Origin of the sequence: Acinetobacter sp. BHS4 (genome assembly GCF_018454425.1) — a bacterium.
GTDB lineage: Bacteria > Pseudomonadota > Gammaproteobacteria > Pseudomonadales > Moraxellaceae > Acinetobacter > Acinetobacter pittii.
In genome coordinates this window covers 3,089,712-3,111,946 of the sequence record NZ_CP075323.1, presented here as the reverse complement: position 1 = coordinate 3,111,946, position 22,235 = coordinate 3,089,712, and the positions used below count along the sequence as shown (strand labels likewise).

Sequence of the window (22,235 nt, the reverse complement as noted above, 5' to 3'; positions counted from 1 at the left end):
CATGCTAATGTTTATGAATATTAAATAATTGATTAATAGAGTTTTTCATGTTTGTCGCAAGTGTTTCATCGAAACCATCGACTAAAAAGCGGCTAATTAGCCCTTCAATCACCGTATAGATCAGCTCAGATAAAGCTTCACCATTGGGTATATTGCAGTTTTGTGCAATCAATACTTTAATCCATTGTTTATGGGCTTTTGAAATAGAAATAATGTCTTGATCATCTTGGTTAGATTCTGCGACAGCTCTTACAAATAAACAGCCTTTAAAAAAATCTTGTCTAAACCAGTTAGTGTGCCAATCCAGAATCTTATTGATGGCTTCTAACCCTGTTGTATCTCCTACATAGCCCAAAAGGCTTTGCTTGAATCGCTCATCACGTGCAACGAGCACAGACTTAACCAGTTGATTTTTATTTTTATAGTACGTGTACATGGTGGTTTTAGAGCAGCCAGATTCATCGCGAATCAGATCGACACCAACTCCGACAAAACTATTTTCATTAAATAACTTCTCGGCTGTATCTAATATTTTTAAGGCAGATTTTGACATGTGTCTTTTCCAAAAAATAAAATAGTACAGATCTGTACTATTTGAAATTTTATCTATATGCTTTTTAAAAAGCAATGTTTGTTTAAGGAATAAAACCATGTTCTCGATCTTTTATGGCAAAGAAAAACTGGCTCCATCGCCCAATAAAATTGATATTTTAAGAAGCCTTGTTGGGGGGACGGTCAGTATTTTTATACTTCTGTGGCTGAGTAAGCTCACACATAATATCTTTATCATGGCGCCGTTCGGTGCGACCTGTGTATTGCTCTATACCGTGTCGCAGTCACCTTTGGCACAGCCCAGAAATATTATATTTGGGCATCTTATTTCGGCTTTTGTAGGTTTGTTTTTTCTAAAATTTGTCGGTGTTTCCATTTTTACAATTGCTTTTTCAGTGGGCTGTGCCATAGCACTCATGCAAGTTTTTAAATGCGTTCATCCACCTGCTGGGGCCAATCCTTTGGTTATTTTACTCACTGCAAGCAGCATACATTACCAGTGGAGTTTCTTAATTTTCCCTGTTTTGGTTGGTGCAGTGTCTTTGGTTTTGGTGGCGATGCTGATTAATAATATTAAAGCGAGTACGAAGTGGCCGATGTATGGTTTAGGAATTTTAAATAGTAAAAAGTAGGGATGGCATGAAATGTTTTGAGCTTAAAATAATGAAAGTATTCACTTCGCCAAGATAGTGAATACTTTTGAATGAAATTATGACTTCTTAGAAATACGTTCTTCGATGGCAAATTTGAGTAAAGAAGCACTGCGGTAAAAACCGTGTGCGAACTTTCCAAATGGCATGGTAATAAAGAACGTCATGACCGTAGCTAAATGGAAAATCAGTAAAAGTGCCATGTAAGGGGTATTGCGAAATGCCATAAGTGCTAGCCCTGAAGCACTAACGATAAGTAGAAGGAAAATAAAGCCTCGATCTACAGGTTTTTGCTCACGGTCACCATGCAACGGATGACGTTTAAGATTTAAATAGAGTAAGCCAGCAGGCCCGACAACTAAGCCAATTCCACCTAAAGTGCCTAAAATCACAGGCAAACTTAGGTAAGGATAAGGCGCATGTAGGTTAAGGAAATAGTGATATAAAGTCGCTACACCTGTGGCTGCAAAGCAGAGCATAAAGCCATAAAATGTCAGGTGATGGAACACGCGGCGGATTTGTGTGTACCGGTCATCTTGCTCATTACAGCCTTTGCCATGACCACCATCTAAATATTTAAGTGTTAATACGTTTTGGGTAGCTTGAACCAGATCGGGTTTCTCAACTTTGCCATGAATGACTTTAGACGTCTGTCGCCAGAATTTGCTAATTCCAATACCGAGCAGAACAATTGCAACTGTAAAGGTCGCTCCAAACAGTAGCGCTAAAAAGTTATGCGGGAAAATCGCATAGAAATTACCTTGGTAGCCTGCAAACAGGTCGGTGCCTTTGTACCACACCACAGCTAACATGCAAAAAAAGAAAATAAGTGTTAAAGCCGAGACAAAAGGAATACCTACAGACTTATAAAGTCGACCTAAAGGCTGAGGGGTCGCAAATTCTTGATAAGTTTCTAAACGTACTTGTGCCATCGCTTTTGGAATGTTTACGCCAAACTCATGCGGTGGGGCATATTGGCAAGCGTGTAAACAAGCACCACAGTTATGGCACAGGTTTGCGAGGTAGTGAATATCGGCTTGGTTAAACTCAAGGCGTTTAGTCATGGCCGCAAATACAGCACAAAAAGACTCACAGTAGCGACAAGCATTACAAATCTGTAGGGCTCTTTGAACTTCTTGCTCATGGTCAGAGAGCTGAACAACTGGAATTAGGGCTTTGCTATTAGCATTCATGTTCAACTCCTTGTGAAAGTGCATAGTGGGCGGCATTTTTTCCGGCAATTCGCCCAAACGTCGTTCCGATCGACATACCAACGCCTGCGGTATAACCCTGACCAAGTACGTTACCTGCCATCATTTCACCTGCGACAAACAGGTTGCTGCTTGGCTTATTGTTAAAACGCACAGCAGCATCGTCTTCTACTTTTAAGCCTAAATAGGTAAAGGTAATGCCAGGTTTAAGCGCATAGGCATAGAAGGGTGGCTGGTCGAGAGGAACGGCCCAGTGGGTTTTGTTGGGAACAATATTTTCGGTGGTGCAGTCATCTAAAACGGTATGGTTAAAGGTGCCTTGCACACAGGCTTGATTAAATTCTTCTACGGTATGGCATAAGGTTTTGACATCTAGCCCGATTTTTTCGGCTAACTCATGAATGCTATTTGCTTTTACGCCAGCAAATACAGGTGGCATAAAACGACCAATGGCTTTTGAATCAATAATGGAATAGGCGATTTGCTGGGGTTGTTTAGCAACAAGGCGGCCCCAAATCGCATAGCGTTTTGGCCAGAAGTCTTCGCCTTCATCATAAAAACGTTCAGCTTTGTTATTGACCACAATTCCCAAGGAAACGCAGTCGATACGAGTACAAATACCACCGTCATATAACGGGGCGCGTGCATCTACGGCGACACAGTGCGATTGTGATGGGTCACCAATAATATCGGCGCCTTGATCTATCATAAATTTAAGCAAGTTGCCTTGATTAAAGCGGGTTCCACGGATAATGAAATTATCGGCAGGCCATTCGCCGTTTTCATTTTGTCCCCATGCTTCTCTTAACCATTCAAGATTTGACTCAAAACCACCTGCGGCCAATACACAGCTTTTTGCTTTAAATACACGTCCATCTTCAGCAATTGCAGCTTCAAAATGTTCTTGATTTAACTTTAGATCTTTAATTTTTGTGTTGTATAAAATTTCGATACCAAGTTCTTGGGCACTACGGTAATACGCATTAATGAGGGCTTTACCACCACCCATAAAAAATGCATTGGTACGTGCAACATGCAAAGCACCCGATAGCGGTGGCTGAAAATTCACACCATGTTTACGCATCCAGTCACGACAGGTCGCCGTGCTACGAATCACTAGACGAGCTAAATGTTCATTGGTTTTGCCCCCAGTCACTTTAAGTAGGTCTTGCCAATATTCTTCCTCGGGGTAGGCATCAACCAATACATCTTGAGGAGCATCATGCATGCAGCGAAGGTTACGAGTGTGTTGTGAGTTACCACCACGCCATTCTTTAGGTGCTGCTTCTATGACAAGCACAGAAGCGCCACTTTCTTTTGCCGTGAGCGCGGCACACAGCGCGGCATTCCCACCACCAATTACAATCACATCATGCATGGATTTCTCCCTTTCTCAGCTAGGGCTAATGTAGCTTTAAAAGGAAAGGTGAAGTGAGAGGCTAAGCTTGAATGGGTGTTTAGTAAAAATAAACACTAAGCGCTTAAGTATTTATGAGTTCCGCACCGGGCCAGCGCTTTTCATTAATCAAGTTGCTTACACAGGCGCGAATCACTACTTTGGTGGCTAAAGTAGCAGGTGAGATTTCTTCTTCAGAGAGGCTAATTAAATAGTTAATGCGTTCAATGGCAGGTTCTACAACGCGTAGCAAACACAAGTCTTGCCTTGAGTTTAATGATGCACCCGCAGGTTGGATGGTTGCCATTTCGAGTTGGTTAATGCTTTCCATTAACAAATGCAGCCCATCAATTTCATATGCCACTTTAAGCTGATGAATTTTCTGTTCGAGCAACAAGCGCAGTCCATGTCGTTGACTCGGTAAAATCAGGGGGAGTTCTTTAAGCTGTGAATGATTAATGGTCTGAGTGTCGATACAGCTTTCAAGCGCGTACTGACTCAGCACTTCTTTAGGCGAGATTAAAAACATCTGTTCTTTGACTAAAGGTTGTATGGCCCACTGTGGGTCGACATCGTCACTAAAGATGATGGCAACATCGAGCTGCCTTGCATTAACTAAAGCTTTTAAGTCACCCGATAACCCTTCAATTAGACGGACTTTAATGTCGGGGTAACGGTTTCTCATGAGTTTTAAAAAGTGTGTGCCAATAACTGCTGCAACACTCGGCGAAAAACCGACGGTGACGTGGCCACTTAAACGTGAAGAATGCGCAGAGTCTACGGCATGGTCTAGGTGTCTAAGTGCCAGTTGCACTTGTTGAAAAAAAGCTAAGCCCGCAGGGGTGGGAACCGTACCCAAAGCGGTACGTTGTAAAAGGCGAATAGAAAGCTCGCTTTCTAATTTTGAGATTTGCTGGCTTAATGCAGAAGTTCCAATATCGAGATTTTTTGCAGCTTTACCCAAGCTTCCTGACTCGATCACTGCAATAAAATACTTTAATTGTTTCAGTTCCACGGCAAATACTACATTAACCTTTATGGATTAATTCTACACTGGTTTGTCGCTATAGTTTTTACTCTATTGCTTTGAGTAAACTGGCAATAGAGTAAAGGCAACATCACCTCAAGATGTTGCCTTTTAGAGCTTTTATTCTTTAACCTGCTCAAGACCCTGTTCTTCAATAATTTGTGTTGCTTGTGGCGATTTCACAAATTTAATTAACTCTTTTGCGACTTTTGCATGTTCCGAGTTTTTACCAATGCCTGCCGCAAATACCGTCACTTTTTGATACGGTGCAGGGATTGGACCGACTAATTCAACTTGACCATATTTGCCAGTAAAAGGTTTGATTTCACTAATTTGCTGGAAACCAATATCAAACTGGCCTTCAGCGATACGTTTTGCAACGCGGTCGCCTACCACTTTTTCTGCCTTACTCGAAATTACTTTGTACTCGACAGGCGGGAAGCTTGGGAAAACATCTTTTTCAAGATGCGTACCGCTCGCACTTGCTGAATAGCCTATGTGCTTGGCATTTAATAAAACTTTTTCAAATTTTTCTGCAGAGCTAATATCTGGTTTTGGTGCACCTTTAGGTACAGCCATACCAATGCTTGAATTCACTAAAGCACTTTGTGAATTGGGGTCTACATAACCCTTTTCTGCGAGCTTGCTCAGTTCAGGAGCAGCCAAGACCACCACGTCAAAACGTTCACCACGATCGAGTCGATTTGGAATTGCAGTTGGTGATGCACCCATTGATGAACCAGACGAGAGATGCACGGTATGGCCTGTTTGTTTTTCAAATAATGGAATGAGTTTTTCCATAGATGAATAAAAACCACCTGAGCTAATTACTTCGATAGTATCTGCGTTAGCAAGAGTTGAGCCTAAGCCAGCACCAGCTAGGCAAATGGTCATGAAGATAGGGGACTTTTTCATAGTATCTCGCTTTAATGACAGGAGAACACAGTACGGAGACGTAAGATCTGCCGTACTGTTCATTAAAATTTCAGGTTAAGTAGTTGTTGTTTTAAGCGCTAATTTTTGCAGGTTCAGCAATCGCGTCAGTATTTTTCTGTTTAGAACCGCGGCATAGATACAAGCTTGAGATGAGGCTACAGACCGCAGCAAGCATGAGCCAGAAAGCAGGGGTACTTGGGTTGCCTGTGTTTTCGACAAGGAAGGTACAAGCCATTGGGGTCATACCACCAAAAATAGCGGCTGCAAGGCTAAACGCTAAAGAGAAACCAACTGTACGTACACGTTTCGGCATCACTTCTGCAAGCGTTGCGACCATGGTTCCGTTGTACATACCAAAGAAGAACGAGAAGTAAGCAAGCGTAATTAGAAGGTTCGAGAAGCTAATGTTGCTCACTAACCAACTTAAAACAGGATAACTTGTAAAGAGAGCAAGTGTGGTAATGCCGACTAGTACTGGACGGCGACCAATTTTGTCTGAAAGCAAACCACCCATTGGTAACCAGAAGAAATTAGACAAACCAACAAAAACGGTTGCTAAGAGGCTGTCTGTTACTGACATTTCTAAAGTACGTTTTGCATACACTGTGGTGTAAACCGTAATAAAGTAGAAAGTGGTCGTAGTCATCGCACTCATCATCATACCTGCAAGTACGATGCGCCAGTTGCTTGCCAGTGTGCTGAAAATTTCTTTGGTCGATGGATGAGTCTTTTGCGCTTTAAAGTCTTCAGTTTCCTCTAAAGTACGACGGAACAAGAAGATTAACGGAATAATCAAACAACCGATTAAGAACGGAATACGCCAGCCCCATTCACCCACTTGAGCAGTAGTTAAAATGGTGTTGAGCCAGTAGCCAAGTAATGCAGCAAACACAACAGCAACTTGTTGGCTGCCAGACTGCCAGCTTGTGATAAACCCGCGGTTTTTATCCGTTGCAATCTCTGCGAGATAAATAGATACACCGCCAGATTCAACACCTGCCGAGAAGCCTTGTAATAGACGTCCAATCACCACCAAAATCGGAGCAATAATACCTATGGTTTCGTAACCCGGTACAAAGGTAATTAAGATGGTTCCGATGGCCATAAGACTTAAAGTAACAATAAGACCCTTACGTCGACCAACTCTGTCGACATAAGCGCCCAAGAAAATAGCGCCGAGAGGACGCATAAGAAAGCCCGCAGCAAACACGGTAAATGTCATCATTAAAGAGACATATTCATTTTCAGAGTGGAAAAATTTTGCCGCGATATAAGTGGCATAGAAACCAAAAAGAAAAAAGTCGTACTGCTCTAAAAAGTTGCCACTCGTTACATTTAATATTTTTTTAAAAGTAGCCCTACGGTTATTCACGACATCCATTGGAGACCTCCTTGGCCTGACAAAATGGAAACATTCACGATTTTCGAGGCTGGACCTAAATTGATTCAATCAATAAATCTAAAGAGCAAATGGGTTAGAAATGAGATTTAGCGAGGTCCTTTGCAGAAAATGTGATGCCTTGTTTCCAGTTCAAACTACACATCTATATTTCGACAAGCGGAAAACCACTTATCATTCGGACGAAAATGTAATCTCAAAAAGCAGGAGGGAGTGAGAGGGCAAAATTAATTAGGTATTTAATAAAATTAATGACTCTTTATAAAATAATTTCAGAACATGGCCAAATCTGGTTTTGAATCAAATCTTTCACGCAAGCCTTAATGGCTGACTTTGCAGCAAGTGCGGCAGGTGATAATTCTTCTTCGGCAAGGCTTACCAAGTAATTGATTCGTTCAACTTCAGGTTCTACTAACTTGAGTAATTGAAGCTTATGTTTGTACTCTTGTAGACAAGCGCTGCCTGGGCGGACACTGGCAAGGTCGAGATGAATTAGACTATCCATGAGTAAGTGTAGGCCATCAATTTCATAGACGACGTTAAGCTGACCAATCTTGTGCTCAAGCAACTTTCTTAAACTATGGCGCTGACGTGGTAGTACTAAAGGAAGATCTCCAATTTGTTGAGACTGAATAACGCCACTTTTGATGCAGTCGGCAAGACCGTATTTTTCAAGCACTTCCTTGCGTGCCATTAAATACATTTGCTCGCGTACCAAAGGCTGTATTGACCACTGTTTATCAATTTCATTGGTAAAAATAATCGCGATATCGAGCTGACGCGAGTTAATAGATTGAATCAGATTACCTGATAGCGTTTCCACAATCTCTAAACGAATGTCTGGGTAACGTTCAGACATTAGTTTCATTAAAGGGATACCAATCAAAGCAGTAATCGTCGGTGGAAAGCCAAGGCTGACATGTCCAGACAGTCGTGCAGAATGAGCAGCATCTACCGCGAAGTTCACTTGACGTAAAATAAGTTGAGAATGTTTTAAAAAGGCGAGACCTGCTGGAGTAGGGGTTACACCAAAGGCATTACGCTGTAATAGGCGAATGCTTAGCTCTTGTTCTAATTTACTAATTTGCTGGCTAATAGCAGAAGCACCCACATCGAGTTTTTGGGCAGCTTTACCAATACTACCTGCTTCAACCACAGTTAAAAAATATTTTATTTGTTTGATTTCCATAATAAATGTGTTCGCTCATCATCCTTGATTTAATTTGTACAGATATGAAGGATTGGGAAATCTATCATGCGCTTTAATATTAACAGCAATCCATAAAAAAGATCTTTAATTTGATATTCTAAAAACGATAAAAACGATCTTTTTCAACTTTAATATTAAAATTTCTCCTCTAACTTTTATTTATTATTACGATAAATTTACCGCTAGATTTTCAGTCTTTCACATTCCCTTTTCTTAGAGTTTTAACTATTTAATTTTACTAATGCCCCCTTTAATTTATTGGTATCACGATGTTTTCTTGATCTGTGCTTTAATCTTTTCAAATGAAAAAAGGAGCACATTAAATGCATGATGCATTAAAAAATATGATGGATTTTCAAATTATGAAGAAGAGTAACTGATTAAATAACTATTGGAAAAATATATGAGTATTTAGCTCATTTGATCAGAAGGGAAGATTGGGTAAACAGGTTTATTTATTTAAATATTAACGTTACCCATAGCATGGATATGCAAAAGACAACACAATGGATTATTTTTTACTATCTTGTTGTTATTCATCAGTATTATTTAACCGAAGCATTTTTAGATATTTCTGCAAAGGTTTTAATTCTCATTATAGATCTGGTGATTGCCCTAACTTCCCCTCTACTTAGCTATTTCTTTCAGTCGATTGATTCGTAATTTTTATAGTAACGCTGCATTACTGAAGTTCGCTGTGAAAAAGCGCATTTCAAAACATAAGACCAAAACTAAAAACCAATAAGCATGATCGTGCCAAGGAGGTCGATTATGGAGATTGGTAAAAATCAAAATATGAATAGAGCAAACGTTATAAGGATGTATGTAACATGAAAAATTTAACTTTACTCGCATTAACATGCGTCAGTGTGACAATGGCTGGGTGTGGTTCAGGAAATGCTTCTAAAGAGGCGGGTCAGCCAAAACGTCCGGAATGTATAGCCCCAGCTAAGCCGGGTGGCGGGTTTGATATGACCTGTAAATTGATTCAATCTGGCTTTAAACAAACAGACCAGCTCAAAGATCCAATACGCGTAACCTATATGCCAGGTGGGGTAGGTGCCGTAGCCTATAACAAGATCGTAAACAGTGATCCTGCGAATAATAATGCCGTGGTTGCATTTTCCACTGGTTCACTTCTGAACTTAGCCCAAGGGAAATTCGGACACTTCACTGAAAAAGATGTGAAATGGTTATCTGGCGTCGCCGTCGATTATGGTCTGGTTTCGGTACATAAAGACTCGCCATTGAAAAACCTTGATGACTTGATGAAAGCACTCAAAGAAAACCCAAAAGCACTTAGTTTTGGTGGTGCCGGAAGTGTGGGGGGGCAAGACTGGATGCAAACAGCAATGTTGGCAAAAAAAGCAGGTATTAGTCCTGCCGATTTAAGATTTGTTGCACTTGAAGGCGGTGGGGAAGTGCTGACATCATTATTGGGACAGCATATTCAAGTTGGGGTAGGCAATATTAGTGAAGTCAGTTCATACCTAGAGTCTGGTGATATTCGGGTTTTGGCAGTTTTTGCTAACAAACGTTTAGACGGGAAGTTCTCAAAATTACCTACTGCAAAAGAGCAAGGCTATGACATTGAGTGGCCGGTGATCCGTGGTTTCTATATGGGGCCAAAGGTCAGTGATGAAGCCTATGGTTGGTGGAAAAATGCCTTCGATAAAATGATGGCTAACCAGAAATTTGATGCAGTCCGTGAAAATCAGGATCTACTCCCATTTCAGCTGACAGGTGAAGAACTCAAAGCTTATGTTTATAAACAGACCGCGGAAATGCGGCAGTTATCACAAGAATATAAATTATCACAGTAACAAATCGGCAGGGTTGAGAAGCTATTTTTCAGCTCAGTTTTTTTCTGAGGATAGATGATGAAATCTGAACGGATTCTTACCGCCATTATTACGGTTTGTGGGTTATTTTTGTTGATTTATGCGAGCAATTTTGAAGCCCCAATTTCCTACGATCCAGTGGGCCCTAAAGCTTTTCCTATTTTATTAATGGGCTTAATTACAGCGAGTGCAGCGTATCTCACTATTCGACCGGCCATTATGTTTGAGCCCGTGGAATTGGGATGGACAAAACATCTAGTCGTTAAGTTAGTGTTGTGTGTGGTAGCTTTAACGCTATATGCATTAGTTTTTGAATGGCTCGGCTTTATTGTTGCAACCCTGTTGATGACCATTGCAGTGGGCAAACTTTTCCATGGCAAAACCATACCAGTTTTGGTGACAGGTTTGGTACTGAGCATGAGTACCTACTATATGTTTGACCGTTTCTTGGATGTGCCATTACCACTTGGATTTTTTGGTTAAGGATGACCCGATATGGATGTATTAAGTTTTTTAATGATGGGGTTTGAGGTTGCTTTACAACCACAGAATCTTTTAATTGCTTTGATTGGCGCATTTATTGGAACGATTGTTGGCTTATTACCCGGTTTAGGTCCAATTAATGGTGTGGCAATTTTATTGCCGTTTGCTTACGCTTTAGGTTTACCTGTAGATAGTGCCTTGATTTTATTGGCAGCAGTTTATTTGGGCTGTGAATATGGCGGACGTATTTCAGCGATTCTGTTAAACGTACCCGGAGATGCTGGAGCCATTATGACCACGTTAGATGGTTATCCATTGGCACAGCAAGGAAAGGCAGGAATCGCATTGTCTTTGTCATCGGTCAGTTCCTTTGTTGGAAGTACTGTTGCTTTTATTGGGATTGTATTGTTTGCACCTATATTGGCGAAATGGGCAATTGCGTTTGGTCCCGCTGAATATTTTGCTCTGATGGTCTTTGCAATTGTTTGTTTAACTGGTCTGGTCAGTACGCAGCCTTTTAAAACCTTAATTATGGCACTCATGGGCTTAGCACTTTCAACTGTGGGAATGGATGCAATTACAGGTGTATATCGCTTTACCTTTAACAGTGTGGGTTTAAGTGACGGAATTGCTTTTACTACTTTGGTTATTGGCCTATTTAGTGTAAGCGAAATCCTATTAATGCTCGAACGTACGACAATTGGTCAAGTTGCCTTAAAACAAGGAAAACGTTCTCTTTTTAATCTTAAAGAGTTCATTTTCTCGTTAGTTGCTATTATCCGCAGTTCAGTGATTGGTTTCTTCTTGGGTATTCTCCCAGGAGCAGGTGCAACCGTTGCAAGTGCAATGGCCTATACCACTGAGCGAAAAATGGCAAAGGATAGTAGCAAGTTTGGTAAAGGTGACTTACGTGGGCTTGCTGCACCAGAAAGTGCGAATAACGCAGCGGCTTGTGGTTCATTTGTACCCATGTTGACACTAGGTGTGCCGGGTTCGGGGACGACTGCGGTCATGATGGGCGCGTTGCTTATGTACAACATCGCACCAGGTCCGCAGTTATTTGTTCAGCAACCTGTATTGGTGTGGTCGCTGATTGCATCGCTTATGGTGGGTAATATCATTCTGTTGGTATTGAACTTGCCATTGGTAGGCTTCTTTGCCCGCATGCTGAGTATTCCTAATTACATTCTGATCCCGATCATCGCAAGTGTGAGTTTTGTTGGTGTATATGCTATTCATAGCAATATCTTTGACTTGCTGTTATGTATGGGCTTAGGTGTATGTGGATATATTCTCAGAAAATTTGATTTTCCCTTAGCTCCACTGATTCTTGGTTTTGTACTTGGCGAATTAATGGAATCTAATCTGCGCCGTGCACTTTCAATTTCTCAAGGGGAACTTAATGTCTTATGGAGCAGTAACATTAGTATAGGACTTTGGATCATGTCAGGATTATTATTGATCTTGCCAATCGTTCGTAAATACTTGTTTATCAAAAAGCAACAAGCTTAATAGGACAGCAATAATAGTCAGCATTGGTTGGCTATTATTGCTCTGAATTATGGAAAAAATAAGCTCAAATCTCAAAGGATTAGCAATTGCTCTGGTCGGAGCTTTAATTGCCAAATACCTGCATATTCCCTTGCCTTGGTTGCTTGGACCTTTATTGACGGCCTTATTGTTCGGTAGTGTTGGTCATCCACTTGCCTGTGATCCCCAGTGGCGACGCATAGGACAGGTCATTATTGGTATGGCTTTAGGCCTATACTTTTCACCAGCTTTAGTACAGGCAGTGGCAGCATATTGGGGCTTTATCCTCATAGGTTTGGCATGGTCACTTGTATTGGGTACGTTGCTGGCTGGATTGCAATATCGAGTTAATGCCTTGGATTGGGCAACTGCATGGTTTTCTTCTGCGATTGGCAGTGCCAGTGAAATGGTGAATATTGCAGAACGATATCAAGCTCAAGTCGATAAAGTCGTTGCTGCCCATAGTTTGAGAATTGTGATTTTGGTTGTGCTGGTTCCAATTTTTATGGAGCTTTATTTTCATGTCGAATGGACTGGTTTAAAGATACCAGTGTCGGATCAATTTAGCTTTTTTCAGGTCATCTTACTGTTTTGTCTGGCCCTGTTTGTGGGTCAGGTTTTTCAATTTTTTAATCTTTTGAATGCTTGGATTTTGGGGCCACTCGCCATTATTGGGTTATTGTCATTTTGTGGAATACTTCAGATGAAATTGCCTGAATGGTTTACTGCCTTTGGTCAAGTTTGTATTGGCTGGTCACTAGGTAGCAAATTTCCATTTAGCTTTTTAAGGAAAAATAAAAAATTTATTGGAATCACACTGATCTTCAATCTACTGGCTTTAGCGTTATCGATCAGCGTTGCTTTATTACTGGTTAATTTAAGTCATACAGAAAAACAAATCTTGATTTTAGGGCTTTCACCGGGAGGCATCGCAGAAATGTCACTGATGGCTAAAGCTCTCGGACTCGCAGTACCCATCGTCGTTTCCTTTCAACTCTCAAGATTAATTTTCGTCATTCTCACTACACGCTTTTTTTATCAATACAGTCTGCAATTGTTTTTTAAATCTAAAAAGTAAGACCTCCTATGCGGCTGAAGAGGATGTTTAGGTGGGGAATATCTACGGTTAGTGCTTACATGGTTAAGTCATGTAATGTCTTAATCTATTGACCAAAATAAGCTAAAGCGATGCTTAGTATTTATTATCGCTTTAGCAATCAAGTCCCTCTACTGAAACTTAGTAAAAAGCAAAATCACGCCTAAGACACATAAAATAGAGCCAATCACCTTATTAATCTGTACTTGTTTGGCTAACATTTTCTGTCTCAGTAGCATGGATGAAAACAGCACCGCCACCAGTGAAAACCATACAAAATGGGCAAAAGACATAAAAAAGCCATAAGCCAAAAGAATCGATTTAGGCGTGGTTAAACTCACAATTTGCGTATAGGTGCTAATTACAAATAGTGTGGTTTTAGGGTTCAGGGCGTTGGTAAAAAAGCCGTATTTTATCGCTTGAAAACTACCGATAGCGGTTAAAGCAGCAGTGTCTAAAACAGGTTTTTGAGTAAAAGTTTTATAGCCAATATAGATTAGGTAAAGCGCGCCAATATACTTAACAATATTCAAAATTTGCGGGGTATAAGTCATCACAAACGCAACGGCTACAAGTGTATAGGTCACATGTACCAACACGCCAAGCGATATTCCTAGTGAAGTGAACACACCTATTTTTCTGCCGTACAGATAACTATTTTTGGTCACAATCGCGAAGTCAGCGCCGGGGCTAACCACCGCCAAAATCGTAATGAGACTAACCGCAATAAACTCTGCCATTATCTTGTACCCTTACTAAAAACGAGGGGGATTAATCTGTACTTTTTGGAATGCATTTGAGAGGAGAGCTGTTCTACTTAGAGCTGTTATTTTTTTGCTGAGAAAGATTGGGGCTTTACATTTGTGAAGATAGATATCGATATTCAATATGTTTTTCATCATTTAAAATAGGTTTTAATAAAGATGATTTTTATTTTGAACAGAAACCTAAAAATAAAAATCGATAAAAACGACTATACATCTATGAGTTTTTGGAATGATTGAAAGAATATCGCTGAATTCATTAAAATTTTTCTATTTTGTGGCGAAGTATGGCAGCGTCACTTTAGCTGCAAAGAAATTATTTGTGACGCAAAGTGCGGTCAGTAAACAGATTTATAATTTAGAAGAAGCTTTAAATACGGCTTTGTTTGACCGAAAAAATAAAACACTTGTGATGACTGAGCAGGGTGAAATTTTACTGAGTTGTTGCCATCAGGTGTTTGGTCAACTCGATGAATGTTTAATAGAACTCAGCCAGCCTAAAACTCACAACAAGCAACTGGTTTTGTCGTGTGAACCGACGCTTTCCATGAAATGGCTCATTCCTCGGTTATCAAAATTTAAAAAGCTCGGTCATGATTTTGAGGTTGTGCTACTCACAGCAGGCGGCGTGATCGATTTTGAAAAAGATAATATTGATATCGCAATTCGCAGAAATGACTTTGATTGGGGAGAGCATATTTATAGCGAAAAAATTGCCGATGAATATATCACTCTAGTTCAAGCAACTAAGCCATCGGAAACCAAAGACTTACTCATCTCGACTTCTAGACCAAATTTTTTCAAAAACATGAGTCGCATTGCTGAGTTAAAGCAAAATTTGAAAGGCTACACCAAAGTTGAACTCGAACATTTTTATCTATGTTTAGAAGGCTGTTTGGCGGGACTTGGCGCAACAGTCATCTCAATTTATATGATTGAAAAAGAGCTTGAGTGGAATTTACTGAAAAAAATTTCACCTGTTGTGCAAGATAATTCAGCCTATTTTTTACTTTCTCATAGTGCTTTTGAGGAAGATTCACGTAAAACCATATTTTTAGAATGGCTAAAAGCAGAGATGAATGAGAGTCAGCACACATTACTTTAAGTTAATTCTTCTAAAATTGAATTTTTCTTAATAAGTTTCTGAAAATAATGATAAATATTTAGAGTGATTAAGGTGCCGTGTGAGCGCCGTATCTTGAATTTCTGCTGTCTAAAATTCCCGAAGATGAAAAATATTTAACTTCATACTTATTTATTAAACCCTAAACATGAATTTCACTCAGTTTGTAATGAGACTAAATCATTTTTATTCATGTTCTGATTGCGGTATAAATCTATTCATGCTCTGAAGCACTCCAGTTATTCACTTTGATAAGACCATAAGGCACAAATCTGACAAGTCTGGAAAGTTTAAAAAGAGCAAAAAGTTTTTATTTAGGTTTTATCTCAGAAATTAGGGTACTGATCACAATGAGTAAAGAATTTACATTTACGATTAAGAGTATTTGTTTCGATGAGAACTATCGTCCAGCAGACAATACACGTATTACAACCAACTTTGCTAACTTGGCAAGAGGGATGAGCCGCGAAGAGAATTTGCGCAATACATTGCAGATGATTGACAATCGTTTCAATGCCTTAGCTCATTGGGACAACCCTAAAGGCGACCGCTATGGCGTTGAACTTGAAATCATTTCAGTTGAAATGAATATTGATGCCGAAAACCGTACCAGCGGGCTTCCTCTCATCGAAATATTGAAAACCAATATTGTTGATAAGAAAACTAATGAACGCATCGAAGGTATTGTAGGCAACAACTTCTCGTCTTATGTACGTGACTATGACTTTAGTGTGCTGTTGTTAGATCACAACAAAAACAAGTCGACTTTTAGCACGCCAGAAAAGTTTGGTGAATTGCACGGTAACTTGTTTAAGAGTTTTATTAACTCTGAAACTTATAAAGCCAACTTTAAAAAGGCGCCTGTGATTTGCTTAAGCGTTTCGACGACTAAAGAGTACCACCGTACTGAAAACGAACATCCTGTTTTAGGTGTTGAGTACAAGCAAGAAGACTATTCACTCACTGATGAATATTTCCAAAAAATGGGCTTAAAAGTTCGCTACTTCATGCCGCCAAATAGCGTTGCGCCGTTAGCGTTCTATTTTACAGGCGATTTGTTGAGTGATTACACCAACCTTGAGTTGATTAGTACCATCAGTACGATGGAAACATTCCAAAAGATTTACCGTCCTGAAATTTACAACGCAAATTCAGTGGCTGGAAAATCTTATCAACCAAGCTTGAAACACGAAGATTATTCACTTACTCGAATTGTGTATGACCGTGAAGAACGTAGCCGTTTGGCTATTGAGCAGGGGAAGTTTGTTGAAGAGCAATTTATCAAACCATACCAAGCGATTCTTGAGCAGTGGTCTGCTAATTACGCTCCTAATTAATCAACATACGGGTCATTGATCATGAAAAAATTATTACCAACTTCAACTGCTGGCAGCTTACCAAAACCGTCTTGGCTTGCAGAACCTGAAAAGCTTTGGTCGCCTTGGAAACTTGAAAACGAAGGTTTAGCCGAAGGTAAAAAAGACGCGTTACGTTTGGCGTTGCACGAACAACAACTTGCTGGCATCGACATTGTGAGCGATGGCGAACAAACCCGCCAACACTTTGTGACCACGTTTATTGAACACTTAAATGGCGTAGATTTTGAGAAGCGCGAAACAGTTCGTATTCGTGACCGTTACGATGCAAGCGTGCCATCTGTGGTAGGTGCGGTGTCTCGTCAAAAGCCTGTGTTTGTTGAAGATGCGAAGTTTTTACGTCAGCAAACTGATCAACCAATTAAGTGGGCATTACCTGGCCCAATGACTATGATTGATACGCTTTACGATGGTCACTACAAGAGCCGTGAAAAGTTAGCTTGGGAATTTGCAAAAATCTTGAACCAAGAAGCGCGCGAGTTAGAAGCTGCTGGTGTAGACATTATTCAGTTTGACGAACCTGCATTTAACGTATTCTTTGACGAAGTAAATGACTGGGGCATCGCGACTTTAGAGCGTGCAATTGAAGGTCTAAAATGTGAAACTGCGGTGCACATTTGCTATGGTTACGGTATTAAAGCCAATACTGACTGGAAAAAGACACTCGGTTCAGAATGGCGCCAGTACGAAGAAGCTTTCCCGAAACTTCAAACGTCTAACATTGATATCATCTCGTTAGAATGTCACAACTCTCGTGTGCCTATCGATTTACTCGAACTCATTCGCGGTAAAAAAGTGATGGTTGGCGCAATTGATGTTGCATCTAACCAGATTGAAACACCAGAAGAAGTGGCTGACACACTACGTAAAGCGCTTCAGTTTGTAGATGCTGACAAGCTTTACCCTTGCACAAACTGCGGCATGGCACCTCTTTCTCGTGAAGTGGCACGTGGCAAGTTAAATGCTTTAAGTGCAGGTGCAGAAATCGTTCGCCGAGAACTGACTGGTTATGATCTTACTGCTTAATATTTACCAATAAGTGGTATAAAGGGTTACTTTTTTGATGACAGTTGATAATCAAACAAGTAACCCTCATTTTACTTACTACGTGTCGCTCTAATCAGATCGCATGTCGATAGTACCTTCCTGATGGAGTTGGGCGGTATAGCAAACACACAGGACAAGGTACGGTTCAATTTAGGAATAATGTCATGGTTCAAGCAACAGACTTTAGAAATGCAATGTCTTTACTCACAAGTGCAGTTAGTGTTGTGACTACGGCAGGCATGTCTGGCCGTTTTGGATTTACTGCCTCTGCTGTTTGTAGTGTGACCGACACACCTCCGACATTATTGGTGTGTATGAACCAATCTGCGAGTTCACATGCACATTTCCTAGATAACAAAATCTTAACTGTGAACGTGTTAGGCGCGCATCACGAACATATTTCAAAAGCATTTTCATCTAAGCTCACACCAGAAGAGCGCTTTAAACATGGCGCATGGATTGAGTTAGAAACGGGTTCACCTGTGTTAGATGATGCTTTGGTAAGTTTCGATTGTGAGATTGAGCAAATTCAACAAGTCGGCACACACACAATTTTTATATGTCCGATTGTGGCGATTAAACAAAGCCAACATGACCAGAGTTTGGTTTATTTTAACCGTGCTTATCACCAAGTGGGGCAGACCGAGATTGTCTAAACCCACGCGTTTTGTTGTTTCTAAAATGATGAAATGAGGCCTAAGAATAATCCTATTTACAAGTTGTTTCACCGGGTTCAGGCTCTCGAATTTCTAGCTTATTGTTATGTTCTACTACACAAATACGTGTATCGAAAGTTTTGTATGTATCCAAAGTAATGTCATAAACCACATTCTTTTCAAATTCTTTTAAAGGAATTTTTACACAATCCTTTTCTTCTATTGGTAACGGACCACTTGGGTAAAACTTCTCATAAGAACTTTTATATGCGTTTTTGTTGTCGACTTTCCCCATATAAATCAAAAAACTATTATCAGTAGGATAAGAGGTTTTTGGAGGTTTATTGGTAAAGGCACATACATAATCTTGATGTAGTGTAACCTCTAATGGAAGAGGGCCTTGGCTACAACCATTCAATAAACACCCAGTGGTTAATATTAAAATGGACTTTGAAGATAGTCTTCTCATTTATGTTCTCGTAAAGTTCTAAAAAATATTCAAATTCAAAAAGTAAAATTTATGAGGTTTAGCTTACCGTATCTGACTCTTTTTAAAAAATTAATAAATACAATTGAATATAATATCTAAAATATTAATTAAGTTAATCTAATGAAAAACAATAAGAAATTTAAATACTTGTCATAAAAGCTACATTGACACCACTAAACTCTCAGATTATGCTTTGCGTGCTGGCCACATTGCCAGCCGGCTTTGACAGGCTGCTTTTTGAGAACATTGAAAAAACTCGTTTTTTTGATGTAAACCCGCTCGTCCCTCTTTTGTTGCGGTAGGACGGAAGGGGGACGCCTTTGTGCGTGCTGGGTTCTCAAAACCAGTCTGTCAACCCTCTTTCGTTCTGCCACCATAATTCCAAATGAATGCTTTGGCAGAACTCCCAAAATTAGGAGTTGGCTATGCACATCCATCATTTCTTGGCCTCGAGCGCCAAAAGCTATAACGACACCACTTAATTCATCTTTAAACAGTTTGGAGGCTTAACCGCTTTTCAGACTTTAAGTCATTACGGCTAAAAACTTATATCAACAATAAAACTTGAGATGTGCCAAGCACCGTCTTGCGGCTTTGCTGTGCCTTTTTTTCTCCCAAAAGGGCACAGGCTTTTTATCTCATTTAGAAACAACAAGAATTTATAACGGTAAAACTATGCCAACTTTAGAAATATCTTCCAAAAAATTACAGGTGGTTCAAACTGCCATCCAACTCTTTACCACGCATGGGTTCCATAATGCAGGGGTAGACCTGATTACCAAAGAAGCCAAAATACCGAAAGCCACGTTTTACAACTACTTCAACTCCAAAGAGCGCCTAATTGAAATGTGCATCGCCTTTCAAAAAAGCCTACTCAAAGAAGAAGTGCTCTCCATTATTTACTCAAGCCGTTACTACACCCAAAAAGATAAACTTAAAGAAATTATTGTCTTACATACCAATTTAAACAGTCTGTACCATTTGCTGCTTAAAGCAGTTTTTGAAATAAAACTACTGTACCCGCAGGCCTACCGTATGGCAGTTGAATACCGAAAATGGTTACATCGGGAACTTTTTGACCTGATTTTTAGCTGTGAAACCCGTGCTTTTAAATTCGATGCAGATATGGTTTTAAACCTTATAGATGGTTTGCTGCTACAGGTTTTAAGCTCTAACAGTTTGGATGAAAGAAATGTGGTGTTGGAGAGGTTTTGGGGGAGGGGGGTATTAAATGAGTTACTAGATGAACCCATTTTAAAAAGAGGAAAATAATGAAAACTATATTTATGAGTATTTTGAGTTGGTTGCTACATTAAAATATTAATAAAACTGTTTAGATTATTTAAATATTTAAAATTGCTAATCAAAAAAGTGTTACTTAAACTGTTTTTGTAATTATGTTTGCATGGCTTTTAATTTTAATTTGATAATAATTTTATTGTTTTTTATTTGTAATTGACGTGGAATGGGATATTTACTTATAGGTTTACTATGTTAATCTCTTGCATATTGTGATGAAAAGAGTATTTTATACTAATCATAATAAATATCTTACTAATTATTAAAAAGTATTATAGGAATAATATATGACAAACTTCGTAGATGTTCTAAAGGAAATGCGTGATCACTACCAAAATAATATTAATACTGGTGTAGCAATACCATATTATCCTAATTTGGTTGAGGATTCTTTAGATTTAATGGAGGCAACGAATAAGTATCTTGTCGCTGATGATAGTGAATTAGCAGATAATCCTGTTCAAAGTAAATTGAATGATTTACGAAATCAAGCAAAGGTTTTGGCTACTAATACTGCATCAACTATCGAAGAAAAATTAAAAAAATCTGCTAAAGAGCTGAAAGACAGTGATAATTCTGATAGTTTACACTCAAAATTTAAAGATGAACTGAATAAAATTAGAGAGGATGCTAAGAAGAAAGCAAGTGATAATATAGATAAAATGTTTGATGAAGCAGAAAAGATCGGTAACGATTTTCCAGCAGCTCAAAATCTTATCCTCGTTGCAGCACAAAAAATTAATGAGCTTATTAATGATTTATTGACTAAGATAGTTGACTATATTGTTGGTATTATTAAAAATATTGTTGAATGGATAAAAATGGCTTGGGATGCTATTACTAAAGTCTTTAATGATATTACTAAAGTCTTTAATGATATTATAATATGGATTTCGCACTGGTTTAAATAAAATAATTTATTCATAATAAGGCTATTACTATTTAAGTAATGGTCTTATTTATTTGGTAAATATTTATTCTTGTAAATTATAAAATTAATTAATTTTTGTTTTTGCGAAATTTATAAATTTAAAATTTCCATTGATTAGTATGAATTAATATCTACTGATTGTATGTAATTAACTAGATTAAAAAAATTACAAAGAACTTTCATACTCTACATATCCATCTTCAATCGCAGGAATAATCTCTACAAACTCAAAGTAGGGCACTGTACAAAACTCAGAGTCTCGAATCGCATCAATCACAAAATAATAATCTTGCAAAGATGTGGTCTCAAACACAGCAATATCACTGGCTTTAGTGCTAAACGCTTCAACGTCATACCACCGAACTTTTACAGTTGGGTACTTCGCAAAAATAGGCTCAAGCTTCTGTGCACTAAACTTAGCCCGCTTTTCACGAGTTAAAGCCAACCAAGCAGGCAAAGCTCTTAAATGAATAAAAAAAGTATAGGTTCTAGGCATAACCACTCCATGACTGAGGCGAGTTGTAGCTCAACTGAAAAGACAGCATTTGCTTGTCATATCAATATGACTCAGTCAGTATATGAGTGATTACTCACATTAAATACTCGCATTTCGGCTTATGTCAGAAGCACTTCCAGACCCACGCAAACGCCCGCGTCAAGCACGCTCAGTGGCTACCTTTGAAGCTATTTTAGAGGCGGCTGCTCGCATTTTGGAGTCTTTAGGCTTTGCTGGATTTAACACAAATATCGTGGCTGAACTTGCTGGCGTAAGCATTGGTAGCCTATATCAATACTTTCCTTCTAAAGATGCTTTAATCGTCGAGCTAATTCGACGTGAACGCGCCAAACTTTCAAATCATATCGTTGAAGTCATACAGCAAAGTGATGCCGCAGACTTAAAAGATAAACTAAAACTCATCATACATGCTGCGGTGCAACATCAATTGAGCCGTCCGCAGTTGGCACGAACTCTAGAGTTTGCTTCTGAAATCATTGGTAAAGACACTGAGGAAAATGAGCTTCAACATGAACTTGAAACCATAATTTCTGTTCTGTTTATACATTCTGGTATTTCACATTCACAGATAGCCGCACAAGATGTAATTGCTTTAAGCAAGGGTATGATTAACGCGGCAGGCATAGCAGGGGAAAGTGATTTAAACCATTTACAACAGCGAGTTGAAAAAGCTGTGTTTGGTTATTTGAATCTGAGCTAGC

Annotated in this window: 22 protein-coding genes and 1 pseudogene; 13 read left to right on the top strand and 10 right to left on the bottom strand. The window is 39.3% G+C overall.

Translation table 11 applies throughout. The features are described 5' to 3' along the window. Positions 1 to 4: 4 nt before the first annotated feature. The gene (locus KIP84_RS14960) at positions 5 to 553 is read right to left on the bottom strand and encodes a TetR/AcrR family transcriptional regulator (protein WP_005075174.1); all 549 of its coding nucleotides are present in this window, start codon (positions 551 to 553) and stop codon (positions 5 to 7) included. Between the two features lie 97 nt (positions 554 to 650). On the opposite strand from KIP84_RS14960, the gene KIP84_RS14955 reads away from it, so the two are divergent. Beyond that, on the top strand, positions 651 to 1,184 hold the full coding sequence (locus KIP84_RS14955; protein ID WP_213688826.1) for an HPP family protein: 534 nt from the start codon (positions 651 to 653) through the stop codon (positions 1,182 to 1,184). A gap of 77 nt (positions 1,185 to 1,261) precedes the next feature. Here the strand turns inward: KIP84_RS14955 and tcuB are convergent, their stop codons facing one another. The 6 genes from tcuB to KIP84_RS14925 all read right to left on the bottom strand — a co-directional run bounded on the left by tcuB (position 1,262) and on the right by KIP84_RS14925 (position 8,360). After that, on the bottom strand, positions 1,262 to 2,395 hold the full coding sequence (gene tcuB, locus KIP84_RS14950) for a tricarballylate utilization 4Fe-4S protein TcuB (protein ID WP_213688825.1): 1,134 nt from the start codon (positions 2,393 to 2,395) through the stop codon (positions 1,262 to 1,264). Then, a complete protein-coding gene (gene tcuA / locus KIP84_RS14945) occupies positions 2,385 to 3,791 on the bottom strand; it encodes an FAD-dependent tricarballylate dehydrogenase TcuA (RefSeq protein WP_213688824.1) in 1,407 nt (468 codons plus the stop codon). Before tcuA ends, tcuB begins: the two co-directional genes overlap by 11 nt. A gap of 103 nt (positions 3,792 to 3,894) precedes the next feature. Beyond that, a complete protein-coding gene (locus tag KIP84_RS14940; RefSeq protein WP_213688823.1) occupies positions 3,895 to 4,824 on the bottom strand; it encodes a LysR substrate-binding domain-containing protein in 930 nt (309 codons plus the stop codon). A gap of 132 nt (positions 4,825 to 4,956) precedes the next feature. Then, positions 4,957 to 5,751, bottom strand: coding sequence for a substrate-binding domain-containing protein (locus KIP84_RS14935; protein WP_057085133.1), 795 nt, complete (start codon positions 5,749 to 5,751; stop codon positions 4,957 to 4,959). Positions 5,752 to 5,842: 91 nt separating this feature from the next. Beyond that, positions 5,843 to 7,153 (bottom strand): MFS transporter, encoded by a 1,311-nt coding sequence (locus tag KIP84_RS14930; RefSeq protein ID WP_014208455.1) that lies wholly within the window; start codon positions 7,151 to 7,153, stop codon positions 5,843 to 5,845. Positions 7,154 to 7,430: 277 nt separating this feature from the next. After that, entirely contained in the window at positions 7,431 to 8,360 is a 930-nt protein-coding gene (locus KIP84_RS14925) for a LysR family transcriptional regulator (protein ID WP_000403821.1), read from the bottom strand. Between the two features lie 510 nt (positions 8,361 to 8,870). On the opposite strand from KIP84_RS14925, the gene KIP84_RS14920 reads away from it, so the two are divergent. From KIP84_RS14920 to KIP84_RS14900, 5 genes and pseudogenes are all read left to right on the top strand, one after another. Continuing rightward, positions 8,871 to 9,044, top strand: a complete 174-nt coding sequence (locus KIP84_RS14920) for a hypothetical protein (RefSeq protein WP_213688822.1) — start codon at positions 8,871 to 8,873, stop codon at positions 9,042 to 9,044. Between the two features lie 108 nt (positions 9,045 to 9,152). Beyond that, a pseudogene (locus KIP84_RS14915) lies at positions 9,153 to 10,204 on the top strand (tripartite tricarboxylate transporter substrate binding protein). A gap of 54 nt (positions 10,205 to 10,258) precedes the next feature. Then, positions 10,259 to 10,705 carry a tripartite tricarboxylate transporter TctB family protein gene (locus KIP84_RS14910; protein WP_078224226.1) on the top strand — a complete coding sequence of 149 codons (447 nt, stop codon included), beginning with the start codon at positions 10,259 to 10,261 and terminating at the stop codon, positions 10,703 to 10,705. A 12-nt stretch (positions 10,706 to 10,717) separates the two neighbouring features. Continuing rightward, positions 10,718 to 12,217 (top strand): tripartite tricarboxylate transporter permease, encoded by a 1,500-nt coding sequence (locus KIP84_RS14905; protein ID WP_130121930.1) that lies wholly within the window; start codon positions 10,718 to 10,720, stop codon positions 12,215 to 12,217. Positions 12,218 to 12,266: 49 nt separating this feature from the next. After that, the gene (locus KIP84_RS14900; protein WP_213688821.1) at positions 12,267 to 13,313 is read left to right on the top strand and encodes an AbrB family transcriptional regulator; all 1,047 of its coding nucleotides are present in this window, start codon (positions 12,267 to 12,269) and stop codon (positions 13,311 to 13,313) included. Positions 13,314 to 13,462: 149 nt separating this feature from the next. On the opposite strand, the gene KIP84_RS14895 is transcribed toward KIP84_RS14900, so the two are convergent. Beyond that, a complete protein-coding gene (locus KIP84_RS14895; RefSeq protein WP_213688820.1) occupies positions 13,463 to 14,071 on the bottom strand; it encodes a LysE family translocator in 609 nt (202 codons plus the stop codon). Between the two features lie 256 nt (positions 14,072 to 14,327). Here KIP84_RS14895 and KIP84_RS14890 point away from each other — a divergent pair, with 256 nt between their 5' ends. From KIP84_RS14890 to KIP84_RS14875, 4 genes are all read left to right on the top strand, one after another. After that, positions 14,328 to 15,200 carry a LysR family transcriptional regulator gene (locus tag KIP84_RS14890; RefSeq protein ID WP_213688819.1) on the top strand — a complete coding sequence of 291 codons (873 nt, stop codon included), beginning with the start codon at positions 14,328 to 14,330 and terminating at the stop codon, positions 15,198 to 15,200. 368 nt (positions 15,201 to 15,568) lie between these two features. After that, complete coding sequence (locus KIP84_RS14885; RefSeq protein ID WP_000031350.1) at positions 15,569 to 16,555, top strand: DUF1852 domain-containing protein; 987 nt, start codon at positions 15,569 to 15,571, stop codon at positions 16,553 to 16,555. A 21-nt stretch (positions 16,556 to 16,576) separates the two neighbouring features. After that, the gene (locus tag KIP84_RS14880) at positions 16,577 to 17,620 is read left to right on the top strand and encodes a methionine synthase (RefSeq protein WP_213688818.1); all 1,044 of its coding nucleotides are present in this window, start codon (positions 16,577 to 16,579) and stop codon (positions 17,618 to 17,620) included. A gap of 185 nt (positions 17,621 to 17,805) precedes the next feature. Beyond that, a complete protein-coding gene (locus tag KIP84_RS14875) occupies positions 17,806 to 18,297 on the top strand; it encodes a flavin reductase (protein ID WP_000249487.1) in 492 nt (163 codons plus the stop codon). 52 nt (positions 18,298 to 18,349) lie between these two features. Here the strand turns inward: KIP84_RS14875 and KIP84_RS18980 are convergent, their stop codons facing one another. Then, complete coding sequence (locus tag KIP84_RS18980) at positions 18,350 to 18,766, bottom strand: NF045616 family extracytoplasmic (lipo)protein (RefSeq protein ID WP_213688817.1); 417 nt, start codon at positions 18,764 to 18,766, stop codon at positions 18,350 to 18,352. 696 nt (positions 18,767 to 19,462) lie between these two features. Here KIP84_RS18980 and KIP84_RS14865 point away from each other — a divergent pair. Both KIP84_RS14865 and KIP84_RS14860 read left to right on the top strand, forming a co-directional pair. Then, positions 19,463 to 20,059, top strand: coding sequence for a TetR/AcrR family transcriptional regulator (locus KIP84_RS14865; protein WP_213688816.1), 597 nt, complete (start codon positions 19,463 to 19,465; stop codon positions 20,057 to 20,059). A gap of 314 nt (positions 20,060 to 20,373) precedes the next feature. Next, positions 20,374 to 20,997, top strand: coding sequence for a hypothetical protein (locus KIP84_RS14860; RefSeq protein WP_060466165.1), 624 nt, complete (start codon positions 20,374 to 20,376; stop codon positions 20,995 to 20,997). A gap of 186 nt (positions 20,998 to 21,183) precedes the next feature. Here KIP84_RS14860 and KIP84_RS14855 read toward each other — a convergent pair whose 3' ends face one another. Further along, on the bottom strand, positions 21,184 to 21,513 hold the full coding sequence (locus KIP84_RS14855) for a darcynin family protein (protein ID WP_060466164.1): 330 nt from the start codon (positions 21,511 to 21,513) through the stop codon (positions 21,184 to 21,186). A 121-nt stretch (positions 21,514 to 21,634) separates the two neighbouring features. Between KIP84_RS14855 and KIP84_RS14850 the strand changes: the two genes are divergently transcribed. Next, positions 21,635 to 22,234 carry a TetR/AcrR family transcriptional regulator gene (locus KIP84_RS14850; protein ID WP_167564069.1) on the top strand — a complete coding sequence of 200 codons (600 nt, stop codon included), beginning with the start codon at positions 21,635 to 21,637 and terminating at the stop codon, positions 22,232 to 22,234. Position 22,235 lies beyond the last annotated feature (1 nt).